Below are 23832 nucleotides of genomic sequence, written 5' to 3' on the forward strand. Positions count from 1 at the left end.
CCCCGCCCGGGACGGGCGCCGCCGACGCGGCGCTCCCCGCCGGGACCGGCGCGCTCACCTGCGAACCACCGCCGACCGCTCCGCCGCCGGTCGCCCCCGCCGTCGGCATCCCGATCCCCTGCGGCGCGGTGATCGTCACCTGCACCCCGCTCGCGCCGCCACCGGCGCCCTGGGCGCTGATGGCGGCCGACGGCGCCACCAGGCGCGGCGCGACGACGGCCGACTGCGTCGGGTAGACCGTCGGCGTCCACGACCCGGCGGGCAGCGCGACGCGCACGACGTCGCCGCTGACCTCCTTCTGCTGCTTCGAGGCCAGCGCGAGGACCTGGGCGAACGTGCGCAGGTACTTCCCGGTCGTCTGCACCCACGGGATGACGACACCCTTGAGGTAGGCGGCGAAGGCCGCGGCCCACCCGGTCCACGACATGGCCTCGAGGGCCGCGACCACGATCTTCAGCGCGACGACGACGTCGTCCGCGAAGTCGGCCGCCTCGTTCGTGCGCCGCGCGAGCGTGTCGAGCCCGTCGACGTCTGCTCCCTGGAACATCGCGCCTACCTCCGGTCGGTCGTGCCGCTGCTGCTGACGAGGACGCTAGGGACGCGGGACGCGCAGGCCCAGGGCCCGGCGGGTGGAAGGTTCCGCCTCGTCGGCGCGGGCCGCGTGCCCCGGGAGGTCACCGGCTGGCCTCGTCCTGCAGGTCGGCACGCCGCTTGAGCTCGGCGGCGTTCTCCCGCAGGTTGTCGGTCGCCGCGGCGAGCTCGGGACGCAGGGACCCCTCCCACTCGCCGGCGAAGCGCTGTGCATCCGCGCCCACCCACGTGACCTGCGCGAGCATCGCGCTGACCTGGCCCACCATGGACTTCAGGCTCGCCGCGCCGTCGTCCATCCGGCGCGAGGCCTCACGGCTGTACTCGGGGTCGATGCCGTAGAACTGCGACTTGTCGTACATGGCGTCCTCCTGAGGTCCGGGAGCCCGGGGCGGGCTGGTCCGGACGCTAGGCAGGACGCGCGGGCGCGAGCCAGGCTCGCGGGGGTGGAAGGTTCCGCCGCGTCAGGCGCGGTCGGCGCCCTCGACGGGCCGATCGGGCTGCAGGCCGTCGCCGCGTGCTCGTGCCTGCTCGACGAGCGCGAGGTCGGCGGCCGTGACGAGGCGCACCTCGGCCGCCCGGCGCCCGACGGCGAAGCGCACGTTCTGCACGCGCCCCGCGGTCTGGGTGAAGGGGTCGTCGTCCGGCCCGAAGGCCATGCGCGCGACGGACCGGATCGCGTCGTCGACGCGCTGCGCGCGCTCGAGGTTCCAGGCGTGCCCGCGCCAGTGCAGGATGCGCTCGAAGATCTCGCGGTTGGACGCCGGACGCGGGTAGTCGTCGGCGCCGACCAGCCACGGCTCCGCGAGCGCCAGGGCGACGTACCACTCGCGGGACCAGCGTTCCAGGTGCGGCGCGGGGGCGGTGGCCGCACCGTCCGGGTCGGGCTCGGCGACGCCCGGCAGCGGCACCACGGCCGCCGGCTCGGGGATGCTCACGTCGACGACGAGCACGAGGTCCGTGTACCTGTCGGGCGCCGTCTGCCGGCCACGGAGCAGCAGGACGTGGTTCTCGCCCTCGTCCAGGAGCGCCGCCATCCCGTCCGCCAGGGCGACGCGCCGCGCACCGCCCGGGGCGTCGAAGAGGCTCGAGAGCTGGGCCTCCGTGGAGCCGTGCCAGCGCAGTCGCACGACCTCCTCGCCGACGACGATCTCCCCGACCACGCGGGAGACGTGCGGCGCGACGCGCGGAAGGGCCAGCGCGGTGCGCCGCAGCTCGGCGTCGGGGTCCTCGTCCGGCAGCGCCCCGTGCGGCGCCCGGCCCACGAGCAGGCTCTCGCCGGAGCCGAGCACCACCGTCGGCACCCCTACCCCGCGCAACGTCACCCTGAGCACGTTCCCCCTCGCCCTGCGGTCCGGTACCCCGCCCCGGCGACGGGACGAGCCGGTCCACCGTGCCACGTCACGGCGGCGACGGCGCGGGCCGTCCGGGTGGTCGGCGCGTCGCGCGGCCGGCGGGGACGCACGGGCCCGCTCCGCAGGACCTGCGAACTCGCTCGCCGGGCGGCCGCACCCGTTGCGAGGATGCGCGCCATGCTCACACCGGCTCCTGGCTCGGCGTGGCCCACCAGGGCGTCGGCACCGGGACGCTGATGCGCCGGCTCGTGGTCGGCCTCGCGTTCGACGAGCTCGGCGCACTGGCGTGCGAGTCGGGGTACGTCGTCGGCAACCACGCCTCGGCGGCGGTCAGCCGCAAGGTCGGGTACGTGGAGAACGGCCGCCGGCGCACCGTGCAGCACACCGGGAACGGCACGGTCGGCGTCGAGGAGCAGCACGTCGTGGTGAGGCCGGAGACCTACGTGCGCCCGGACGGGCCGGTCACGGTCGCCGGCGCCCAGGCGCTGCGGCGCTTCCTGGGCATCGAGCGGTCGTCGCCCGTCAGATGAGGACGGCGCCCTTCGAGGCGGACTGCACGAGCTTGGCGTACTTGGCCAGCACGCCGCGCGTGTAGGTGGGCGCCAGCGGCGCCCAGCCGACCGCGCGCTCGGCCAGCTCCGCCTCGTCGACCAGCACGTCGAGGGTGCCGTTCGCGACGTCGAGGCGGATCCGGTCACCGTCCCGCACGAAGGCGATCGGGCCGGCGTCGACCGCCTCGGGCGCGACGTGACCGACGCACAGGCCCGTCGTGCCGCCCGAGAACCGGCCGTCGGTCAGCAGGAGGACGTCCTTGCCCAGGCCCGCACCCTTGATGGCACCGGTGATGGCGAGCATCTCGCGCATGCCCGGGCCACCCTTGGGGCCCTCGTAGCGGATCACGACGACGTCGCCGGCGACGATGGTGCCGTCCTCGAGGGCGTCCATGGCGGCGCGCTCGCGCTCGAAGACGCGCGCGGTGCCCTCGAACACGTCGGAGTCGAAGCCGGCGCTCTTGACGACCGCGCCCTCCGGGGCGAGCGAGCCGTGCAGGATCGTGATGCCGCCGGTGCGGTGGATCGGGTTGTCCAGCGCGCGCAGGATCTTGCCGTCGGGGTCCGGCGGGGCCACGTCGGCGAGGTTCTCGGCCACGGTCTTGCCGGTCACCGTGAGGCAGTCACCGTGCAGCAGGTCGGCGTCGAGCAGCGCCTTCATGATCACCGGCACGCCACCGATGCGGTCCACGTCGTTCATGACGTACCGGCCGAACGGCTTGAGATCACCCAGGTGCGGGACCCGCGCCGCGACCCGCTGGAAGTCGCCGAGCGTGAGGTCGACCTCGGCCTCGTGCGCGATGGCGAGCAGGTGGAGCACCGCGTTGGTCGAGCCACCGAAGGCCATGACGACGGCGATGGCGTTCTCGAACGCCTCCTTGGTCATGATCTGGCGCGCGGTGATGCCCCGGCGCAGCAGCTCCACGACCGCCTCGCCCGAGCGCTGGGCGAACATGTCGCGCCGGCGGTCGGCGGACGGCGGCGCGGCCGAGCCCGGCAGGGACATGCCCATCGCCTCGGCGACCGAGGCCATCGTGTTCGCGGTGTACATGCCGCCGCACGCACCCTCACCCGGGCAGATCGCGCGCTCGATGCGGTCGACGTCGTCGCGGCTCATCAGGCCGCGCGCGCACGCACCGACGGCCTCGAAGGCGTCGATGATCGTCACGTCCTTCTCGGTGCCGTCCGAGAGCTTGACCCAGCCCGGCGCGATGGAGCCGGCGTAGAGGAACACCGACGCCAGGTCCAGGCGCGCCGCGGCCATGAGCATGCCCGGCAGGGACTTGTCGCAGCCCGCCAGCAGCACGGAGCCGTCGAGCCGCTCGGCCTGCATGACGGTCTCGACGGAGTCGGCGATGATGTCGCGGCTCACGAGCGAGAAGTGCATGCCCTCGTGGCCCATGGAGATGCCGTCGGAGACGGAGATCGTGCCGAACTCCAGCGGGTAGCCGCCGCCGGCGTGCACGCCGTTCTTCACGGCCTTCGCGAGGCGGTCGAGCGACAGGTTGCAGGGCGTGATCTCGTTCCACGAGCTCGCGACGCCGATCTGCGGCTTGACCCAGTCGTCGTCGCCCATGCCGACGGCCCGCAGCATCCCGCGGGAGGCGGTGGCCTCGAGCCCGTCGGTGACCTGACGACTGCGGGGCTTGATGTCGGCGCCGGGCGCGGGGGTCTGACTCATGCTGCGGATTCTAGGCCCGCCCGGTTCGTGGTCCGGCGTCGGGTCGAGGGGCGGACCACCGCGTCAGCGGGCCGCGCTCGCCTGCGCCGCCGTCAGCCGCGCGCCTGCCACGTGCACACGCAGACCTCGTTGCCCTCGGGGTCCGCGAGGACCCACCAGGCGGGCGCCCGGTCGTCGCTCACGAGGCGTCCGCCCGCGGCGAGCGTCGCGGCGACCCGAGCCTCCGCCTCGTCGTGCGGCACCGTGACGTCGAGGTGGATCCGGTTGCGCTGGGGGCGCGGCGCCTCCATCTGCTGGAACCACACGGACGGTCCGACGCCGCGCGGGTCCACGAGCGCGGGCGAGGGGTCCTCCGCCTCGAGCCGCTCGTTCTCGTACCCCATGACCGCGCGCCAGAACGGCGCGACGGCCGCGATGTCGAGCGCGTCCACAGCGATCTCGGTCGCCTGCGGCGCGCGCGTGTCGGCGTCGAGCCCGAGCTCGTCGACGACCGCCGAGATCGCGTGCGCGAGGCGCACGTCTCGGTCCGTGAGGGCGCCGACGTCGTGCGACCACGTGCTCACGGCCACGCTCGGGTACCGGAGCACGACGTCGGGGTGGTGCCCGAGCTCCTCGGCGACCGCGGCGAGGCGCTGGACCAGCTCGGCACCGCGCACGAACGAACCGGTGCGGACGGTCGTGTGGAGCCGGCCCAGGACGACCCGCCAGTGGCGCTCGTCCACCTGCTGGGTCACGGCCATGTCGGTGAGCGTCGTCATCCCGCCATCGTGGCACCGCGGGGCGGGCCGATCGAGCCCCGGCCCGTGCCGCGCAGCCTCGATCAGGCGATCGGGAGGTACTCCACCCGCTCGACGCGCGCGACCGTGGAGCTCGCGCGGCCGTTGCCGGACGCGTTCACCCCGATCCACACGCCGAGGAAGCCGCCCGTCGCCACGCTGTCGAGCGTGCGACCGTCCGCGACGGCGACCGTGACGGTCTCCGCGCCCGGACCCTCGACGACCAGGGCGTACTCCTGGTCGCGCACCTGCACCGCGAGCGCGAGCGGGGCCGTCACCGGTCCGTCGACGACGACCTCGCCGAGCGTGGTCGCCTCGCCGCCACGGACGTGCACGGCGCGCGCGCGGCGCGTGCCGTCCTCGACCGTCACCGCCAGCCGGACGTGGTCCTGCTCGGACTGGCGCACGGCCAGCCCGACCTCCTCGCCCGGTGCCAGGTCCGCCACGAGCACCGCGCGCACGTCGACGGCACGGTGCTGCTGGCGCAGCCCGAGGAAGGCGGGGACCTCGACGTCGGCGAGCGTCGCGGCCCGCAGGGGCAGGTCCCACCCCTCACCGCGCGGCGTCGCCACCTCGGTCGGCAGCGCACGGACCGAGGTCCAGCGCAGGTCGTCCGGCGTCACGGTGCCCGACGCCGTGCCCTGGGCGGCGCCGAGGACCGGCCGCGTGGCGAACGGCACCTCGACCTCCAGGGGCACGCGTCCGACGCCCGGGGCCACCACGGGCCACCCGTCCTGCCACTCGACGGGGACCAGGAAGGTCTCGCGCCCGAGGTTGTAGTGGTAGCCGCCGTAGGGCCGCATGCCCAGGAGCACCGCCCACCAGGACCCGTCCGACGCCTGCGTCAGGTCCGCGTGGCCGACGCCGACGACGTCGGTCCCTCGGCCGAGGTGGCGGTGCGTGAGGACCGGGTTGCCGCGGTAGCCCTCGTAGGGGCCCGTGACGTGCTCGGCGCGCGCGACGCAGACGGCGTGGTGGAACTCCGTGCCGCCCTCCGCCGCGAGCAGGTAGTAGGAGCCGTCGACCCGGTACAGGTGGGGCCCTTCGGCCCAGACGGCGCCGCGCACGGCGCCCGTCCACACGACGTGCTCCGGGCCGACGAGCTCCTTGCGCTCCACGTCGAGCTCGCGGATCCAGACCTCGGTCTGGTCGAACCACTCCGGGTCCTGCGCGAGCCGGGTCCCGTGGACCCACGCGCGCCCGTCGTCGTCGAAGAAGATCGAGGGGTCGATCCCGTCGACGCCGAGCCAGGTCGGCTCGGACCACGGCCCCGCGGGGTCCGCGGCCGTCATCACGAAGTTGCCGCCCGGCACGCCCTCCTGGCGCGTGACCAGGGTGCAGACGAGCCAGAAGAGCCCGTCGTGGTGACGCAGCGTGGGCGCGTACAGCCCGCCCGACGACGGGATCCCGGCGTAGTCCAGCATGCCCGGCCGGTCGACGACGTGGCCGATCTGCTCCCACGAGACCAGGTCGTGGCTCCGGAAGACCGGCAGCCCCGGCAGGTACTCGAACGTCGAGGTGACCAGGTAGTACGTGTCCCCCACCCGGCAGATCGACGGGTCCGGGTAGCAGCCGGGCAGGACGGGGTTGGCGACCAGCGTCACGCGGTGACCTCGCTCGCCGCGCGCGCCACGGCGACCTCCACCCAGCGCGCGTCGTCGAGGCGGACCTCGTGGACCTGGCCCGTCACGGCCAGCACGGCGCGCGGGGTCGCCGCGCCCGCGACGACGTCCGGACGCGCGCGCGTCCCGGCGGGGATGGCACCGCCCGTGTGGTTCTTGGCCGCGTCGGCGTCGGACGCCGCGGCGTGCGCACCGACCCAGACCTCGACGTCCCCGGGCTCCACGACCCGCACCATGCGCCGGTCGGAGAACGCCAGCCGCGTGGTCGGGACGGTGAAGGTCACCCGCGCCGACTCCCCCGCCTCCAGCGTGGTCCGCGCGTAGCCCAGGAGCTGGGTCACGGGACGCGTCACGCTCGCCCGGACGTCGCTCCCGTAGAGCTGGACGACGTCGGTGCCGGCGACCGTCCCGGTGTTCGTCACGGTGACCGAGGCGGTGAAGGCCCCGGACGACGGGACGGACGCGTCGACCTCGAGGTCGTCGTACGCGAACGAGGTGTAGGTCAGGCCGAACCCGAACGGCCGCAGGGGCGTCGGGTCGGCGGAGGTCACGTCGGAGGGACCACCGAGGACCGGCTGCAGGTAGCTGTAGGGCACGGCGCCCGTGGCCCGCGGCACGGAGACGGGCAGGCGACCCGACGGGCTGCGTCGGCCCGTGAGGACGTCCGCGAGCGCCAGTCCCCCGCCCTCGCCGGGGAAGAACGCCTGGAGCACGGCGCCCGGACGCGGTCCGGGGCCCTCGAGCGCCCACGCGATGGCGTAGGGCCGGCCCGTCAGGAGCACCATGACCACCGGGGTGCCGGTCGCCACCAGCGCCTCGACCAGCTCGCGCTGGACGCCGGGCAGCTCGAGCGACTCGGCGTCGTTGCCCTCCCCCACGGTGCCGCGGCCGAAGAGCCCGGCCTGGTCCCCCACGACCACGACGGCGACGTCCGCACCCGCGACCGCGGCGACGGCGTCGGCGAAGCCCGAGGTGTCGTCCCCCTCGACCGCGCAGCCCTGGGCGTGCACGAGCTCGGGCTGCGGCATGCCGGCCGCGGTGAACGCCTCGCCGAGGGCCTGCGCCACCGACGGGATCTCGAAGCCGAGCTCGACGCCAGGGTGGTGGGCGAGCACGTGGTTCGCGAACGAGTAGCACCCCATGAGGGCCTCGGCGCGATCGGCGTTGGGGCCGACCACAGCGACGCGGGCGGGCGGCGCGTCCCACGCGCCGAGCGGCAGCACGCCGTCGTTCTCCAGCAGCACCACGGACTCCTCCGCCAGGCGCCGGGCGAGCTCGCGGTGGCGCGGCGTGTCGAGGTCGACCACCGCCGGCGGCTCGTCCTCGAACGCGCCGGCGTCGAGCAGGCCCAGGGCCTCCTTCTGCGCCAGGACCCGCAGCACCGCGCGGTCGACGTAGGCCTCGTCCAGGTCACCGGCGCGCACGCGCTCCGCCAGCGGCTCGAGGTAGGCATCCCCGTTGGGCAGCTCGACGTCGATGCCGGCCTGCAGCGCGAGACCCGCCGCCTCGCCGCGGTCGGCGGCGATGCGGTGCATGACCTCGAGGAACGCGATGGCGAAGTAGTCCGCCACCACGACGCCGTCGAAGCCCCAGCGCTCGCGCAGGAGGTCGGTGAGCAGCTCGGGGTTCGAGGCGACGGGGACGCCGTCGATCTCGGAGTAGGAGTTCATGACGGAGCGGGCGCCGCCGTCGAGGACCGCCATCTCGAACGGCGGGAGGAAGACGTCGGCGATCTCGCGCGGTCCGGCGGAGACCGGACCGTGGTTGCGGCCGCCGCGCGAGCCCGAGTACCCGACGAAGTGCTTGAGCGTCGCGTGGACGCCGACGTCCTGCATGCCGAGCACGTACGACGTGCCGACCGTACCGACCAGGTAGGGGTCCTCACCGATGCACTCGTCCACGCGGCCCCAGCGCGGGTCGCGCACCACGTCGAGCACGGGCGCCAGGCCCTGGTGCACGCCGAGCAGGCGCATGGAGTCGCCGATCGCCCGGCCGACCTCGCGCACCAGCTCGGGGTCGAACGAGGCGCCCCACGCGAGCGGCGTCGGGAAGGTCGCGGCGCGCCACGCGGCGAGCCCGGTGAGGCACTCCTCGTGGACCAGCGCGGGGATGCCCAGGCGCGTCTCGCGCTTGAGGCGGCGCTGCTCGGCCCACAGCCAGGCGGCACGCTCGGCCGGCTCGACCGGGCGGGTGCCGTAGACGCGCGTGTAGTGGCCGATCCCGTGCCGGGTGATCTCTCCCAGCCGCGACGGGTCGCCCTTCCCGGCCGCCATCTCCGACTGCATCGGCGCGACGGTGCCGTTCTGGTCGATCCAGTAGCCGACCAGCTGGGCCAGCTTCTCCTCGAGCGTCATGCGGGAGTGCAGGGCGCTGACGCGCTCCGAGACCTCGGGCATGGCAGGGACGTGCGTCACCGGTTCCTTCTTTCTTCGCGACGCGGCGGTGATACGCCCGCACGCGGCGTGCACGCGGCGGGGCGCCTGCCTCGTGCGGCAGGGCATGACGAGGGGACGAGCAGGGGGCCGACGGGCGCCCGCCCCGGCGGCGGCACGGGTGCCGCCGCCGGAACCGGGGATCAGCCCTTGACGGCGCCGGTGAGACCGCCGACGATCCTCCGCTCGAAGAGCGAGAAGAAGATCAGCGCCGGGATCATCGACAGCGACGTGAACGCCAGGACGCGCGCCGTGTCGACGGAGTACTGCGCCGCGAACGCCTGCACGCCGAGCGGCAGGGTGTAGGAGTTCTCGTCGTTGAGGATGAACAGCGGGAGCATGTAGCTGTTCCAGCTCGCGATGAACGCGAGGATCCCCGTGGTGATGACACCGGGCAGGGACAACGGGACGACCATGCGGAAGAAGAACCCGAGCCGGCTGGCACCGTCGATGGCGGCAGCCTCCTCGAGCTCCTTGGGGATCGCCCGCAGGAACGGCACGAGGATGATGATCGTCGTCGGCAGCGCGAAGGCGATCTGCGGGAGGATGATGCCGGCCAGGCTGTTCATCAGGCCGAGCTCGCGGACCAGGATGTACAGCGGCGTGATGGCCACCGTCATCGGGAACATGAGCCCCGCGGCGAACAGCGAGTACAGCGCCGTCCGGCCCTTGAACTCGTACCGCGCGAGCACGTAGCTCGCCGAGACACCCAGCACCACGACGCCCAGGGTGGTGGCGAGCGCGCTGATCGCCGAGTTGCCCATCTGGCGCCAGAAGATCTCGCTCTGGAGGACCCCGAGGTAGTTGCCGAGCTCCCACGGGTTCGGCAGCCCGGCGGGGTCGCGGATGATCTGCGAGTTGTCCCGGAAGCCGCCGACCACGATGTAGGCGACCGGGGCGATGCACAGGCCGACGAAGAAGAACGCGATCACGTACGTCATCGGTCCGCTGCGCCCGAGGCGCCCCCCGCCCCGCTTGCGCTTGGTCGGCCGGTCCGCGGGCAGCGGCGGCGCGGCGAGCACACTGGCGCTCATCGCTTCTTCCCTTCCGTGAGCGCGCCCTCGGTGTCGCGGCGCAGCACGTAGCGCTGGTAGACGAGGGCGATGACCAGCGAGATGACGAACAGGACCACGGCGACCGCGTTGCCGAAGCCGTAGTTCCCGGCGTTGCGGCCGTTGACGACCATGTACGTCGCCATCGTCGACGTGCCCACGGTCGAGGCCACGTACTGGCCCCAGACGATGTACACGAGGTCGAACAGCTGGAGTGAGCCGATGATCGACAGGAACGCCCAGATGCGGATGGTGGGGCCCAGCAGCGGCAGCGTGATGCGGCGCTGGATCTGCCAGTAGGACGCACCGTCGATGGCCGCCGCCTCGAAGAGCTCCTCGGGGATGCTCTGGAGGCCGGCGAGGAAGAGGATCACCGCGAACCCGATGTACTTCCAGGTGATGATCAGCATCAGGGTCCAGATGGCGACATCCGGGTCACCGAGCCAGTCCACCGACAGCCAGCTGAGGCCGATCGAGTCGAGCACGTCGTTGATGGCGCCGCCGGTGCGGAGCATCATGCTCCAGCCCGTGCCGACGATGACCTCGGAGATCACGTACGGCACGAAGATCAGCACACGGACGAGCGACCGGCCGCGCATCCGCTGGTTGAGCAGGAGCGCGAGCGCCACGGCCGCGGGGCCCTGGAGGACCAGGGACATCACGACGATGAAGCCGTTGTGCAGCAGCGCGTCGTGGAACGTGGTGTCCCGGAAGATCGCGAGGTAGTTGTCGAGTCCCACGAAGTCGGTGGGCGGGCCGAAGCCCTTCCACCGGTAGAACCCGTAGTAGGCCGCCATGACGACGGGGAAGATGACGAACGCGAGGAAGATCACGACGGCGGGGCCCGTGAGGAGCGCGATCTCGCCGCGCTTGGCCCAGTCGGCGCCGGGGCGCCGCCGGCGGACCGGGGACGGTGCCGTGGTGGCACCGCCCCCGCTCCGGGAGCGACCCTCAGGCGACGTCGTCGTGAGCGTGTTATCGCCCAGGGAGTCACTCATGGGTCCGACTACTCCTTGGCGGCCGCGTCGTTGACGGCGGCGACGATGCCCTCAGGCGTGTCCTGGCCGGAGAGCATGTTGACGACACCCTGGTTGAGGGCGTTGCCGACGTTCTGGCCGAACAGCGTGTCGAGCCAGACCTGGACGTACGCCGCGTCGTTGTACGCCGCGAGCACGTCGAGCAGGGCCGGGTCCGTCACGACGCCCTGGGCCTCCTGGCTGGCGGGCAGGGTCACGAACGCCTCGGCGTACGCCTCCTGGCGCTCCTGCGACATGAAGAAGTTGAGGAATGCCGCGCACTCCTCAGCGGGAGAGTCGGCGTGGCAGGAGTAGCCGTCGACGCCACCCATCATGGCGGTCGGGTCGCCCGCGCCGCCGTCGATGGCCGGGAAGGGGAACCAGCCGAGGTCGGCCTTCGGCTTCTGGTCCGGCGTGAGGTCGGCGATGACGCCCGGGTTCCAGGCGCCCATGAGCTCCATGGCGGCCAGGTCGTTGGCGATCAGGCCGGCCGACGAGGACGCGCTGCCCTGGGCCTCGGTGCTGAGGTAGCCCTCCTGGAACGGCTGCGTCTCGTTGAAGGCCTCGAGCTCCTCGGCCGCCTCCAGCCAGCACGGGTCGTCGAACGACATCGTGTCGGCGGCCTCCTGCATGACCTCCTGCGAGCAGCTGCGCAGCGCGTAGAAGTAGTACCAGTGGGCCGCCGGCCACGCCGCCTTGCCGCCGAGCGCGACGGGCGCGATGTCGATCGCCTTGAGCTTGGCGACGGCGTCGTCGAGCTCGGCCATCGTCGTGGGCGTGCCCTCGATGCCGGCCTGCTCGAACATCGTCTTGTTGTAGTAGATGCCGCCCGGGAGCACCGAGGTCGGCATGCCGTAGACCTTGCCGTCGATGGTGAACGCGTTGAGCGTCCCGCTGACGGCCGACTCCACGTCGTCGGCGATCAGGTCGGTGAGGTCGAGCGCCTGCCCGGCCTCGACCATGTCGGCGAGCTTGCCGCCGCCGCGCGCCATGAAGATGTCGGGCGCGTCGCCCGAGTTGAGGGCGGTCTGCAGCTTGCCGTCCATGTCCTCGTTCTGGATGGACTGGATCTCGATCTTGACGCCCGGGTTCTCCTCCTCGAAGAGCGCGGCCGTCTCGTCCCAGTACTCCTTGCCGGGGCCCGTGGTCGAGTTGTGCCAGAAGGTCAGCGTCACGTCGCCGTCCTCGCCACCGCCGCCACCGCCACCCCCGGTGTCGCCGCCGCCACAGGCGGCGAGGAGGGCGGTCGCCATCAGCAGCGCTGTCGGCGCCAGGAACTTCCGTGTGTTCATCAGTGGTCCTCTTCGTTGAGTAGCGGTGTGGTACAGCGTGTCCCCGGCGAGCGCCGTGGTGGGACACGCGGGGTGTCAGCGGGGTCGGACCGCACAGGGGGTGTCCGGGGTCTGGGCATCTGTGCCTGTTCCGCGCGGCCGCACGGCCGCCGTTCCGGTAGGGCTCGTCTTCGTCCGCACCGGATGCTCCTCTCACCGTCGACAGGGCTTGCGCGCCGAGCATCGCAAGTCCAAACCCGTCGTGTCAAACGATTTCGATACCGTTATCGAAACGCTATGCTCGGCGCCATGCAGCAACGCAGCCGCGTGACGATCAACGACGTCGCCCGGACGGCCGGGGTCTCCGTCGCGACGGTCTCCAAGGTCCTCAACGGGCGGTACGGCGTCGCGGTCGATACCTCGGCCCGGGTCAAGAAGGTCGTCGACGAGCTCGGGTACGAGTCCAGCCTCGTCGCGCGCAGCCTGCGCAGTCAGCGCACCAACGTCATCGGCATCCTCGTCGCCGAGTTCGAGCCGTTCAGCACGGAGCTGCTCAAGGGCACGAGCCAGGCCATCGCCGACACGGGCTACGAGCTCCTCGCCTACTCCGGCGGGGGGCGCGCGGGCGGCGACGTCGGCTGGGAGCGCCGCTACCTCTCGCGCCTCAGCGGGACCCTCATCGACGGCGCGGTCCTGGTGACGCCGACCGTGGTGGACGCGAGCAACGGGGTGCCGGTCGTGGCCGTCGACCCCCACACCGGCCCGTCCGGCATGCCGACGGTCGACTCTGACAGCCTTCGCGGGGCCGTCCTGGCCACCCAGCACCTCCTGGCCCTGGGACACCGGCGGATCGGCTTCCTCGGAGGGCGTCCCGACCTGGAGTCGGCCCGCCTGCGCGAGGAGGGGTACCGCACCGCGCTGCTCGAGGCGGGCATCGCCCCCGACCCGATGCTCATGCGCGTCGGTGGCTACCGCCCCGAGACGGCCGACCAGCCGGCGCACGAGCTGCTGACCCTGGCGGCGCGCCCGACGGCGATCTTCGCGGCGAACGACCTCTCCGCCATCCGCACGATGGAGGTCGCGCGCGGCCTCGGCCTGCGCGTGCCCGACGACCTCTCGGTCATCGGCTTCGACAACGTTCCGGAGTCGGCGATGACCGTCCCCGGGCTCACCACGATCAACCAGCCGATCCGGCGCATGGGGTCCGAGGCCATCCGGCTGCTGGTGGGTCTGATCGCCGGCGTCGCGGGCACCTCGACGCACCTCACGCTCCCGACGGAGCTCGTCGAGCGGGGCTCCTGCCGCGCGCTCTGACGACACTCGGCCAGCGCCTGACACCACAGCACCTCCCTCAGTCGCGCGCGGCCACCTCGGCCGTCGACTCCTGGCCCTCGCGGATGTGCCGCGTGACCCACGGGGCGATCGCCAGCAGGGCCAGGCCCGCCACGACGGCCACGGCGCCCGTGCCGCCGAAGAACGTCGCCTCGTCCATGCCCTCGGTGGCCGTGATGAGCTGGGCAGTGATGGCGTTGCCGGCCGCCGGCGCCAGGAACCACAGCGCCATGGCCTGGCTGCGGAACGCCCGCGGAGCCAGCAGCGTCGTGGCGGCGAGGCCGACCGGCGATAGGAAGAGCTCGCCGACGGTCTGGATCACGTAGACGACCAGCAGGACCCACGCGGGCGACGTGCCGTCGCCCGCCGCCGCGGCGGCGGCGGACAGCACCAGGAAGCTCACGCCGGCGAGCGAGAGGCCGATCGCGAACTTCACCGCCGTCGGCGGACGGTCGTCGAGCTTGACCCACATCCACGCGAAGACGGGCGCGAGGACCACGATCGCGGCGGGGTTGATCGACTGGAACAGCTCGGGCGAGATCGTCATGCCGAACACCTCGAGCTCCGTGCGGTCGGCCGCGTAGGCGGCCATGGTGCTCGCGGCCTGCTCGAAGATCATCCAGAACAGCATCGCCGCCACGAACAGCGGCACGTACGCGGCCAGGCGCGAACGCTCGGGCGCCGTCACCTTGGGCGAGCGGAACATGACGACGAAGTAGGCGACGGGCGCCGCGAAGGCGAGGAGCGACATCGCGTCGATGAAGGTCGTGACGTCGGTCTTGCCCGACCACAGCCGTGCGATGACGACGACCAGCAGCACGCCGACGGTGATGAACGCCGCCGTGCGCACCACGCCCGCGCGGTCCTCGGGGCGGATGGGGTTCGGGACGGCCTCGCCGGCGCCGCGGAGCTCCTTGCGCCCGAGGACGAAGAACACGAGGGCGATCGTCATGCCGACCGCCGCCACGGCGAAACCGGCGTGGAACCCGCCCCAGGCGCGCGCCGCGCCGACGAGGATCGGCGCGGCCAGCGAGCCGATGTTGATGCCCATGTAGAAGATCGAGAACGCCGAGTCGCGCCGCGGGTCCTCCCGCGAGTAGAGCTCGCCGACCATGCTGGAGACGTTGGGCTTGAGCAGGCCGGTGCCGATGGCGACCAGGGCGATGCCGATGTAGGACAGCGCCGGCACGGGGACGGCGAGCGCCACGTGGCCGGCCGCGATGATGACGCCGCCGTAGAGGGTCGAGCGCCGCGAGCCCAGCACCCGGTCCGCCAGCCAGCCACCCACCACGGACAGCAGGTAGACCGACGTGCCGTAGATGGCGACGAGCGCGGCCCCCGTGCCGGACGCGATGCCCAGGCCGCCGTCGGCCACGGCGTCCGTCAGGTAGTAGAGCAGGATCGCGCGCATGCCGTAGTAGCTGAACCGCTCCCACAGCTCCGTCGTGAAGAGCGTCATCAGCCCCCGCGGGTGACCGAAGAAGGTCCGTTCGCGCGGGGAGGGTGTCGCGGCGCCGGCGGTGTTCTGCTCACGCATGTGCTCCATCGTCCACCCGCGACGCCCCGAGCGTGCAACCGAGAAGGTTCGGCGTGACCGGCCTCACCCTGTGAGGCTGGTCACGGGGCCGTGGGGGTGCGATCGTGCTCGGTGCCCGCGGGCACGCCGACGGGCCGGCTCGAGGGACACGGGAGCGGCGATGACCGATACGCCGGCCCTGCTGCTGCGGCGGTTGCGCGCGGCGGGCGTCGGCGACGTCGTCGCGATCGAGCCGGCCCCGGGCGGGCTCGCCGCCGTCGCCGGGATCGCCCGCCGGGGCGACGGGACGTCGGTCTTCGTCAAGGCGTTCACCGAGCCGCCGCCGTCGGACGACGTGTTCGCGACCGAGGCGGCGGGCCTGGACGCGCTGCGCGCGCTGGGCGGCGTCGCGGTGCCCGAGGTGCTCGTCGTCAGCCGCGACCTGCTCGTGCTGTCCGTGCTGCGGCCGCGACCCCGCTCGGCGGCCTTCTGGGAGGACCTTGCACACGTCGTCGCGCAGCTCCACACGACCACCCACCCGCGGTTCGGCTGGCACCGCGACGGGTGGCTGGGACGGCGGCGGCAGGTCAACACGTGGGAGGACGACGGGTTCACCTTCTTCGCGCGGCACCGGCTGCTGCGGTGGCTCGACGAACCCCGGGTCCGGGCCGCCCTGGACGAGGCCGACAGGTCCGCGTTGGAGCGGCTGTGCGCCCGGCTGCCCGAGCTGCTCCCGGACCGTCCGGCCTGCCTCACGCACGGCGACCTGTGGACGCAGAACGTGCTCGCCACGCCCGGCGGCGCGCCGGCGCTCATCGACCCCGCCGTCTCCTACACCTGGGCGGAGGTCGACCTCGCCCACCTGTGGACCACGGCGCCGCCGCCCGAGGCCGAGGCGTTCTTCGGCCGCTACGCGGAGCTGACGTCGCTCGACCCGGGCTGGCGGGCACGCATGCCGATCCTGCAGCTGCGCCAGCACCTGGCCGTGGTCGCGCAGCTCGACCCCGACTGGGGGGCCGCCGACCAGGTCCGCGCGACCCTGGCCCCCTTCCGCCGCCGGTGACCCGCCGGCCCACCCCGGCCAGCCCCTCGCCCACCCGCCGAGTTCGCCCGTTCCACGCCAGCACGTCCGCTGGGCAGGACGTGGTGGCGTGGAACGGACGTGCTCGGGGGCGACGGGACGGGAGCCGGGGGCTCAGGTGCGGGCGACGACGTTCTCCGGCTCGTCGCCAGCGGTGAGCCGGACGAGCTGGCGGCGCAGGAGGCGGACGAGTCGCGGGGTGGTGGCGTCCGTGTGGCCGCCGAGGTGCGGCGTGACGATCGCGCCCGGCGCGGACCACAGCGGGTGGCCGGCCGGCAGCGGCTCCGGGTCCGTGACGTCGAGCGCCGCGCGCAGGCGCCCGCGCTGGAGCTCGGCGACCAGCGCGTCGGTGTCCACCACCTTGCCGCGACCCACGTTGACCAGCAGCGCACCGTCGGGCATGCGCGCGAGGAACTCGGCGTCGACCAGGCCCTCGGTCTCCGGCGTCAGCGGCGTGACCAGCACGACGATGTCGACGTCCGGCAGCAGGTCGTGGACGTCGGCGATCGCGTGCACCTGGACCCCGTCGTCGACGCGGGCCGAGCGGGCGACCATGACGACGTCGGTCTCGAAGGCCTCGAGGCGCCGGCGCACCGCGGAGCCGATGGCCCCGGCACCGACGACCATGACGCGGCGGTCGGCGAGCGACGAGCGGCGCCGCGGCGCCCACTCCTCGCGGCCCATGGCGCGCACCGCGTCGTCGATCCCGCGCTGCGAGGCGAGCACCAGCCCCAGGGCGAGCTCGGCGGTCCCGTCGTCGTGGATGCCGCGGCCGTTGCACAGCAGCACGCCCGGCGGCATCTGCGGCAGCGCGTGCTCGTAGCCGGCGCTCGCGAGCTGGACCACGCGGACCTTCGGCAGCGCCCGCACGCGCGCGAAGCCCTCGTCGTCGATCGAGCTGTTGGGCAGCACGACGAGGTCGACCTCACCCGCCTCGGGCAGGTCCGCCCGCAGGTCCCACGCGAGCACCCGGACGCCGTCGGGCAGGTCACCGCCCGTGAGGCGGTCGCGGACGTCGGTGCTGGGGACGGTGACGGTCAGCATGGGGCGGAGGGCTCCTTCGATCGGCGGGGACGGCCGCGCCGCGGCGCGGGCCTGCCCCATCCTCCCTGGTCCCGGACGCCCCCGCGTCACGGGCGACCCGTCAGCGGTCGTCCCCGCGCAGCGCCCGCCGCTCGGCCTCGGCGGCGAGCCGCGCGCGCTCGTCGGCCGCGAGCACCGCCGCCTGCGCGTCCCGCCAGGCGCGGTGCTCCTCGTCGAGGATCCCCATGACGATCGCGTCGCACCAGCGGTCGCCGTCCCGGTGCGCATCGCGCAGCCGGCCCTCGACGACGAAGCCGAGGGACTCGTACAGCATCCGGGCGCGCGGGTTGATGCTCAGGACCTCGAGCGAGACGCGGTGCAGGCCGAGCCCCTCCGGCGCCTCGGCGAAGGCGTGGCGCAGGACGAGCTCGATCGCCTCGCCGCCGAAGCCGCGCCCCCGCTGACCCGGCCGCATGGACAGCCGCAGGTTGGCGTTCGCGGAGTGGGCGTCGACGTCGGTCAGGACGATCTCGCCGAGGAACTCGTCGGAGCCGTGCGTGACGGCCCAGTCGAGCCGGCCCTCGCGGTCGGCGACCGTCGCGCACCACTCCTCCACCTGCGCACGCGTGAACGACGTCGTCGTCCCGGTCATCCGCAGGCCCTCGAGGTCCTCGAGCATCTCCCAGACGTGGTCGGCGTCCTGCGGCCCGATGGGCCGCAGGCGCACCAGCTCGCCGTCGATGACCGGGACCGTCGTCACGGCCTCAGCCCTGCCCGACGCGCTCGAGCACCAGCTCCCGGACGCGAGCGGCGTCCGCCTGCCCGCGCGTGGCCTTCATGACGGCCCCGATGATCGCCCCGACCGGGCCCAGGTTCCCGCCCCGGACCTTCTCGGCGATGTCCGGCTGGGCGGCGAGCGCCTCGTCGACGGCCGCGATCAGGGCGCCGTCGTCGGAGACGACCTCGAGCCCGCGCGCGACGACGACCTCCTCGGGCGAGCCCTCCCCCGCGAGCACGCCGGCGAGCACCTGGCGCGCGAGCTTGTCGTTGATCCGCCCGGAGTCGACCAGGCCCTGGAGCTGGCCGATCTGCTCGGGCGTGACGGGAAGGCTCGCGAGCTCGACGCCGTCGGTCTTGGCGGTGCGGGCGAGCTCGCCCATCCACCACTTGCGCGCGGCGGCGGGTGCCGCGCCCGCGGCGACGGTCGCCTCGATGAGCTCGACCGCGCCCGCGTTGACGACGTCGCGCATCTCGGCGTCGGCGTAGCCCCACTCGGCCTGGAGCCGACGACGCCGCACGGTGGGCGCCTCGGGCAGCGTCGCGCGGATCTGCTCGACCCACTCCCGGCTCGGGGCGACCGGGACCAGGTCCGGCTCGGGGAAGTAGCGGTAGTCCTCGGCGTCGGACTTGATGCGGCCCGACGTCGTCACGCCCGTGTCCTCGTGCCAGTGCCGGGTCTCCTGGACCACGGTGCCGCCGGCGTCGAGCACGCCGGCCTGGCGCGAGACCTCGTAGCGCACCGCGCGCTCCACCGACCGGAAGCTGTTGACGTTCTTGGTCTCGGTGCGGGTGCCCAGGGGGGACTCGGGCGTCGGCCGCAGCGAGACGTTGACGTCGGCGCGGACGTTGCCGCGCTCCATGCGCGCCTCGGAGACCTCGAGCCCGCGGAAGATGTCGCGCAGGGTCTGCACGTAGGCGCGCGCGACCTCGGGCGCCCGGGCACCGACGCCCGTGATGGGCCGCGTGACGATCTCCACGAGCGGGATCCCGGCCCGGTTGTAGTCGACGAGCGAGTACTCGGCGCCGTGGATGCGCCCGGTGGCTCCGCCGACGTGCGTGTTCTTGCCCGCGTCCTCCTCCATGTGCGCGCGCTCGATCTCGACGCGCACGACGGTGCCGTCCTCGAGCTCGACGTCCAGGTAGCCGTCGAACGCGATCGGCTCGTCGTACTGGGAGGTCTGGAAGTTCTTCGGCACGTCCGGGTAGAAGTAGTTCTTCCGCGCGAACCGGCACAGCTCGGCGATCTGGCAGTTGAGCGCCAGACCGATCTTGATCGCGGACTCGACAGCCTTGCCGTTGAGCGACGGCAGGGCGCCCGGGAGGCCGAGCGAGACCGGCGTGACCTGCGTGTTGGGCTCCGCGCCGAACACGGTCGGCGCGGCGTCGAACATCTTGGTCGCGGTGCCGAGCTCGACGTGGACCTCGATGCCGATGACCGGGTCGTACCGGTCCACGGCGTCGTCGTAGTCGACGAGGTCGGTGGTCTGGGCGCTCATCGGACGCTCCCCTCTGCCGGCACGTCGGCCGGGACGGTCGGCACGGAGGTGGGCACCTCGGGGGCCTGCGCGAGCAGCGGGCCGCCCCAGCGCGCCTCGAGGAGTGCCTCGAGCGCCGCGCCGACGCGGTACAGCCGGTCGTCGGCGCGCGCGGGGGCCAGGATCTGGAAGCCGGCCGGCAGGCCGTCGTCGGACAGCCCGCTGGGCAGCGACATGCCGGGCACCCCGGCGAGGTTCGCCGGGATGGTGGCGACGTCGTTGAGGTACATCGCGAGCGGGTCGTCGAGCTTCTCCCCCAGCCGGAACGCCGTCGTGGGCGCCGTCGGCGAGACCAGGACGTCGGCCTGCTCGAACGCGGCCGCGAAGTCGCGCTGGATGAGCGTGCGGACCTTCTGCGCGCTGCCGTAGTACGCGTCGTAGTACCCGGACGACAGGGCGTAGGTGCCGAGGATGATGCGGCGCTTGACCTCGTCGCCGAAGCCGGCCCCGCGGGTCGCCCCCATGACGCGCTCGGCGGTGACCGGACCCTCGGTGGGCTCGACGCGCAGGCCGAAGCGCATGCCGTCGAACTTCGCCAGGTTGCTCGACGCCTCGCTCGGCAGGATGAGGTAGTACGCCGCGAGCGCGTACCCGAAGTGCGGGCACGAGACCTCGACGACCTCGGCGCCGGCGCCGCGCAGCAGCTCGAGGGACTCCTCGAACCGGGCACGCACGCCGGGCTGGTAGCCCTCGCCGTCGAGCTCTCGCACGACGCCGACGCGCACGCCGGTCAGGTCGCCCGAGCGTCCCTGCAGCGCGGCGTCGACCAGCGAGGGCAGCGGCTCGGGCAGCGACGTCGAGTCGCGCGGGTCGTGCCCGCCGATGACCTCGTGCAGCAGCGCGGCGTCGAGCACCGAGCGCGTCACCGGGCCCGCCTGGTCGAGGCTCGAGGCGAGGGCGATGAGGCCGTAGCGCGAGACCCCGCCGTACGTCGGCTTGACGCCCACCGTGCCGGTGACGGCGGCGGGCTGGCGGATCGAGCCGCCGGTGTCCGTGCCGATGGCCAGCGGTGCCTCGTAGCCGGCGACGGCCGCGGCGCTGCCGCCGCCCGAGCCGCCGGGGATGCGGTCGAGGTCCCACGGGTTGTGGGTCGCGCCGTACGCGGAGTGCTCCGTCGAGGAGCCCATCGCGAACTCGTCCATGTTGGTCTTGCCGAGGATCGGCAGGCCGGCCGCGCGCAGGCGCTCGACGAGCGTCGCGTCGTAGGGCGGGACCCAGCCCTGCAGGATCCGCGAGCCCGCCGTCGTCGGCATGCCCTTGGTCACCATGACGTCCTTGACGGCGACCGGGACACCCGCGAGCGGGTGGAGCGTCTCGCCGGCGGCGCGGCGCGCGTCGACGTCCCGCGCGGTGGCGAGCGCCTCCTCGTGCGCGACGTGCAGGAAGGAGTGCAGCGCGCCGTCGACGGCGTCGATGCGGTCCAGGTGCGCCTGCGTGACCTGGACGCTGGTGACCGTCCCGGCGCGCAGGAGCTGGGCGAGCGCCGCGGCGCTCAGCCTCGTGAGGTCGCTCGTGGCGCCGACCTCGGCGCCCTCCAGCGCGGCCTCCTGCGTGGCGGCGGCGTCAGCCGCGGTCCCCGTGGCGCCCTCGGCACCGGCGGCGTGGCGTCCGGGCATCAGTCCTCCTCCAGGATCTGCGGGACGGCGAAGCGTCCCCCCTCGGCCGCGGGTGCCCCGGCGAGGGCGTCGGCCACGGGCAGCGGCTCCTCGGGCACGTCGTCGCGGAAGACGTTCGTCAGGGGAAGCGGGTGGCTCGTCGCGGGGACGTCCGGGGTGGCGATCTCGCTGACCCGGGCGACCGACTCGACGATGACGTCGAGCTCGCCCGCGAGGCGGGTCACCTCGGCGTCCGTCAGGTCGATCCGGGCGAGCGCCGCCAGGCGCGCGACCTCGTCGCGGTTGATGGTGGACATGGCGGCGAGTCTAGTGGGGAGCCCCGCAGCCCGGTCCGCAGGGTGGGGCTGGCCCTACCCTGGGTCCGCCGGCTCGCAGGATCGCGGCCCGCACCCGCGCTCGTGAGGATCGAGGGCATGACGAACCACGCCGAGCCGCTCCCCGTCCCGCCCGCCGCGGCCGCCCCGGCCGCCGCGCCGGCCCGGCCGCACGCCGAGGGCACGTCGGTCGTCCGTCAGGCGCTGCGCGACACCTGGTACCTGCTCGCCGGCCTGCCCGTCGCGCTCGTGGCCTTCACGGTCGCGGTGGTCGGGCTGTCGCTGGCCGCCGGGCTGCTCGTCACGGTCGTCGGGATCTTCGTGGCGGTCGGGACCCTCTACGCCACGACGGCGTTCGGACACCTCGAGCGCGTGCGCCTCGCGGCGCGCGGCACCGAGCTGGCACCGATCGTCTTCCAGCAGGCCTCGGGACGGGGCCTGCGTCGCGCCCTGGTGCCGCTGCGCGACCCGCGGCGCTGGGCGACGCTCCTGCACGCCCTCGGCGCGCTGCCCCTGGCGAGCGCGACGTGGTCGGTCGCGCTCACGTGGTGGGCCGGGGCGCTGGGCGGCCTCACCTACTGGTTCTGGGAGCGCTGGCTCCCCGACGCCGACTCGAGCACGACGCTGGCGGAGCTCCTCGAGCTGCCGGTCAGTGAGTCGGTGCTCAACCTCGTCCTCGGCCTCCTGCTCGCCCTCACGCTCCCGGCGGTGCTGCGCGCCTGCGCCGCGGTGCACGCCGGCTGGGCCCGGCTGCTCCTCACCGGGGCGTCGCGCGCCGCGCTCGAGGCCGAGGTGCAGGACCTCACCGACCGCCGCTCCTCGGCGGCGGCCGCCGAGGCCCACTCGCTGCGCCGCCTCGAGCGCGACCTGCACGACGGGCCGCAGCAGCGCCTCGTGCGCCTCGCGATGGACCTCTCGGTGGCGGAGCGCCGCCTCACCGAGGACCCCGACGCGGCACGCGCGCTGCTGGGGTCCGCGCGGGAGCAGGCGGCCGAGACGCTCGCCGAGATCCGGGCGCTCTCGCGCGGCATCGCGCCGCCCGTCCTCGCCGACCGCGGGCTCGCCGCCGCCGTCAGCGCGGTCGCGGCCCGGTCCACCGTCCACGTGACGGTCGACGTGGCACTGCCGGACGGGTCCCGCCCCTCGCCGTCGACCGAGAACGCCGCGTACTTCGTCGTCACCGAGGCCCTGGCCAACGTCGCCAAGCACGCCCGGGCGAGCCGGGCGGAGGTGCGGGTGCGGCTCGCCTCGTCCGACCGGGCGCCTGGCGACGACGACGGCGGCGCGACGCCCGACGCGGCCGCGCGCCGGGTCGTGGTCGAGGTGCACGACGACGGCGTCGGCGGCGCCGCGCTCGCGAAGGGGCACGGCCTCGCCGGGCTGGCCGACCGGGTCCAGGGGCTCGGCGGCACGCTGGCCGTCACGAGCCCGGACGGCGGCCCGACGGTCGTGACCGCGACCCTGCCGTGGGCCTGAGCGGGGACAGGTCGGCGCAGCACGGCACACTGGCCCGCATGCGCATCCTGCTCGCCGAGGACTCCGTGCTGCTGCGCGAGGGCCTTGTCCGGCTGCTCGAGGAGGCGGGGCACACGGTGGTCGCCGCCGTGGACCACGCCGACGCCGTCGTGCCGGGCGTGACGGAGCACCGGCCCGACGTCGCGGTGCTCGACGTGCGGATGCCACCGACCTTCACCGACGACGGGCTGCGCGCGGCGGTCGCGGCACGGGCGGCGGTCCCCGGGCTGGGCGTCCTCGTGCTCTCGCAGTACGTCGAGGAGTCCTACGCGCGGGACCTGCTCGCCGACGGCCGCGGCGGCGTCGGCTACCTGCTCAAGGACCGCGTGCAGGACCTCGACGCGCTCGAGGACGCCCTCGCGCGCGTCGCGGCGGGCGGCACCGTGCTGGACCCGGACGTCGTCGCGCAGCTGCTCGTCCAGTGCCGGCCCGCCGACCCGGTCGACACCCTGACCCCGCGCGAGCGCGAGGTGCTCGCGCTCATGGCCGAGGGCCGCTCGAACGGCGCGATCGCGCAACGGCTGGTGGTCAGCGGCGGCGCCGTCGAGAAGCACGTGGCCAACGTGCTCGCCAAGCTCGGCCTCGAGCCGGCGGCAGAGGACAACCGCCGCGTGCTCGCGGTCCTGGCCTGGATGCGCGGGGCGCGGGCCTGAGGACCGCCCGGCCCTGCGAGCGCCCGGTGGCCGATCCCTAGCCGGCGAGCGCGGCGGGAGGCGGCGCAGCCGGCATGCCCGCGGGCACGGCGGGCGTGCGGGCCGCGCCGTAGGTGAGCCGCC

The 23832-nt window shown here is 74.0% G+C and carries 21 protein-coding genes; 5 read left to right on the top strand and 16 right to left on the bottom strand.

Going from position 1 to position 23832, the window contains the following annotated elements; translation table 11 throughout:
• From IDM29_RS04260 to IDM29_RS04270, 3 genes are all read right to left on the bottom strand, one after another.
• The coding region (locus IDM29_RS04260) for a hypothetical protein (protein WP_223147957.1) at positions 1–547 on the bottom strand (547 nt) is incomplete at its 3' end.
• A 127-nt stretch (positions 548–674) separates the two neighbouring features.
• Entirely contained in the window at positions 675–950 is a 276-nt protein-coding gene (locus IDM29_RS04265; protein WP_182111598.1) for a WXG100 family type VII secretion target, read from the bottom strand.
• 102 nt (positions 951–1052) lie between these two features.
• Positions 1053–1913 (bottom strand): hypothetical protein, encoded by an 861-nt coding sequence (locus tag IDM29_RS04270; RefSeq protein ID WP_255491565.1) that lies wholly within the window; start codon positions 1911–1913, stop codon positions 1053–1055.
• A gap of 68 nt (positions 1914–1981) precedes the next feature.
• On the opposite strand from IDM29_RS04270, the gene IDM29_RS04275 reads away from it, so the two are divergent.
• On the top strand, positions 1982–2473 hold the full coding sequence (locus IDM29_RS04275) for a GNAT family N-acetyltransferase (protein ID WP_370525730.1): 492 nt from the start codon (positions 1982–1984) through the stop codon (positions 2471–2473).
• Here the strand turns inward: IDM29_RS04275 and ilvD are convergent.
• The 7 genes from ilvD to IDM29_RS04310 form a co-directional block, all read right to left on the bottom strand.
• A complete protein-coding gene (ilvD, locus tag IDM29_RS04280; protein WP_182111601.1) occupies positions 2466–4175 on the bottom strand; it encodes a dihydroxy-acid dehydratase in 1710 nt (569 codons plus the stop codon). The genes IDM29_RS04275 and ilvD overlap by 8 nt on opposite strands.
• Before the next feature lie 92 nt (positions 4176–4267).
• The gene (locus tag IDM29_RS04285) at positions 4268–4933 is read right to left on the bottom strand and encodes a VOC family protein (RefSeq protein ID WP_182111602.1); all 666 of its coding nucleotides are present in this window, start codon (positions 4931–4933) and stop codon (positions 4268–4270) included.
• Positions 4934–4995: 62 nt separating this feature from the next.
• Entirely contained in the window at positions 4996–6555 is a 1560-nt protein-coding gene (locus tag IDM29_RS04290) for a glycoside hydrolase family 43 protein (protein ID WP_182111603.1), read from the bottom strand.
• Positions 6552–8969 (bottom strand): glycoside hydrolase family 3 N-terminal domain-containing protein, encoded by a 2418-nt coding sequence (locus IDM29_RS04295; RefSeq protein WP_255491901.1) that lies wholly within the window; start codon positions 8967–8969, stop codon positions 6552–6554. The genes IDM29_RS04290 and IDM29_RS04295 overlap by 4 nt, the downstream gene beginning before the upstream one ends.
• A gap of 179 nt (positions 8970–9148) precedes the next feature.
• Positions 9149–10039, bottom strand: a complete 891-nt coding sequence (locus IDM29_RS04300) for a carbohydrate ABC transporter permease (RefSeq protein WP_182111605.1) — start codon at positions 10037–10039, stop codon at positions 9149–9151.
• Entirely contained in the window at positions 10036–11055 is a 1020-nt protein-coding gene (locus IDM29_RS04305; protein ID WP_182111606.1) for a carbohydrate ABC transporter permease, read from the bottom strand. The genes IDM29_RS04300 and IDM29_RS04305 overlap by 4 nt, the downstream gene beginning before the upstream one ends.
• Positions 11056–11063: 8 nt before the next feature.
• Positions 11064–12365, bottom strand: a complete 1302-nt coding sequence (locus tag IDM29_RS04310) for an extracellular solute-binding protein (RefSeq protein ID WP_182111607.1) — start codon at positions 12363–12365, stop codon at positions 11064–11066.
• A gap of 288 nt (positions 12366–12653) precedes the next feature.
• Here IDM29_RS04310 and IDM29_RS04315 point away from each other — a divergent pair, with 288 nt between their 5' ends.
• Positions 12654–13658: a LacI family DNA-binding transcriptional regulator gene (locus IDM29_RS04315; protein ID WP_182111608.1), complete on the top strand. Its 1005-nt coding sequence runs from the start codon at positions 12654–12656 to the stop codon at positions 13656–13658.
• Positions 13659–13695: 37 nt separating this feature from the next.
• Here IDM29_RS04315 and IDM29_RS04320 read toward each other — a convergent pair whose 3' ends face one another.
• Positions 13696–15213, bottom strand: a complete 1518-nt coding sequence (locus tag IDM29_RS04320) for a peptide MFS transporter (protein ID WP_182111609.1) — start codon at positions 15211–15213, stop codon at positions 13696–13698.
• A 160-nt stretch (positions 15214–15373) separates the two neighbouring features.
• On the opposite strand from IDM29_RS04320, the gene IDM29_RS04325 reads away from it, so the two are divergent.
• Positions 15374–16255 carry a fructosamine kinase family protein gene (locus tag IDM29_RS04325; protein ID WP_182111610.1) on the top strand — a complete coding sequence of 294 codons (882 nt, stop codon included), beginning with the start codon at positions 15374–15376 and terminating at the stop codon, positions 16253–16255.
• Positions 16256–16387: 132 nt separating this feature from the next.
• Here IDM29_RS04325 and IDM29_RS04330 read toward each other — a convergent pair whose 3' ends face one another.
• From IDM29_RS04330 to gatC, 5 genes are all read right to left on the bottom strand, one after another.
• Positions 16388–17317: a 2-hydroxyacid dehydrogenase gene (locus tag IDM29_RS04330; RefSeq protein ID WP_182111611.1), complete on the bottom strand. Its 930-nt coding sequence runs from the start codon at positions 17315–17317 to the stop codon at positions 16388–16390.
• A gap of 100 nt (positions 17318–17417) precedes the next feature.
• A complete protein-coding gene (locus IDM29_RS04335) occupies positions 17418–18056 on the bottom strand; it encodes a GNAT family N-acetyltransferase (RefSeq protein WP_182111612.1) in 639 nt (212 codons plus the stop codon).
• A 4-nt stretch (positions 18057–18060) separates the two neighbouring features.
• Positions 18061–19572 (bottom strand): Asp-tRNA(Asn)/Glu-tRNA(Gln) amidotransferase subunit GatB, encoded by a 1512-nt coding sequence (gene gatB, locus IDM29_RS04340; RefSeq protein ID WP_182111613.1) that lies wholly within the window; start codon positions 19570–19572, stop codon positions 18061–18063.
• The gene (gene gatA, locus IDM29_RS04345) at positions 19569–21227 is read right to left on the bottom strand and encodes an Asp-tRNA(Asn)/Glu-tRNA(Gln) amidotransferase subunit GatA (RefSeq protein ID WP_182111614.1); all 1659 of its coding nucleotides are present in this window, start codon (positions 21225–21227) and stop codon (positions 19569–19571) included. The genes gatB and gatA overlap by 4 nt, the downstream gene beginning before the upstream one ends.
• Entirely contained in the window at positions 21227–21523 is a 297-nt protein-coding gene (gene gatC / locus IDM29_RS04350) for an Asp-tRNA(Asn)/Glu-tRNA(Gln) amidotransferase subunit GatC (RefSeq protein ID WP_182111615.1), read from the bottom strand. Before gatC ends, gatA begins: the two co-directional genes overlap by 1 nt.
• Before the next feature lie 117 nt (positions 21524–21640).
• Between gatC and IDM29_RS04355 the strand changes: the two genes are divergently transcribed.
• Together IDM29_RS04355 and IDM29_RS04360 are read left to right on the top strand one after the other, a co-directional pair.
• Positions 21641–23017 (top strand): sensor histidine kinase, encoded by a 1377-nt coding sequence (locus tag IDM29_RS04355; protein ID WP_182111616.1) that lies wholly within the window; start codon positions 21641–21643, stop codon positions 23015–23017.
• A 38-nt stretch (positions 23018–23055) separates the two neighbouring features.
• Positions 23056–23709, top strand: a complete 654-nt coding sequence (locus IDM29_RS04360) for a response regulator transcription factor (protein ID WP_182111617.1) — start codon at positions 23056–23058, stop codon at positions 23707–23709.
• Positions 23710–23832 lie beyond the last annotated feature (123 nt).

The organism is Actinotalea sp. JY-7885 (genome assembly GCF_014525465.1).
GTDB lineage: Bacteria > Actinomycetota > Actinomycetes > Actinomycetales > Cellulomonadaceae > Actinotalea.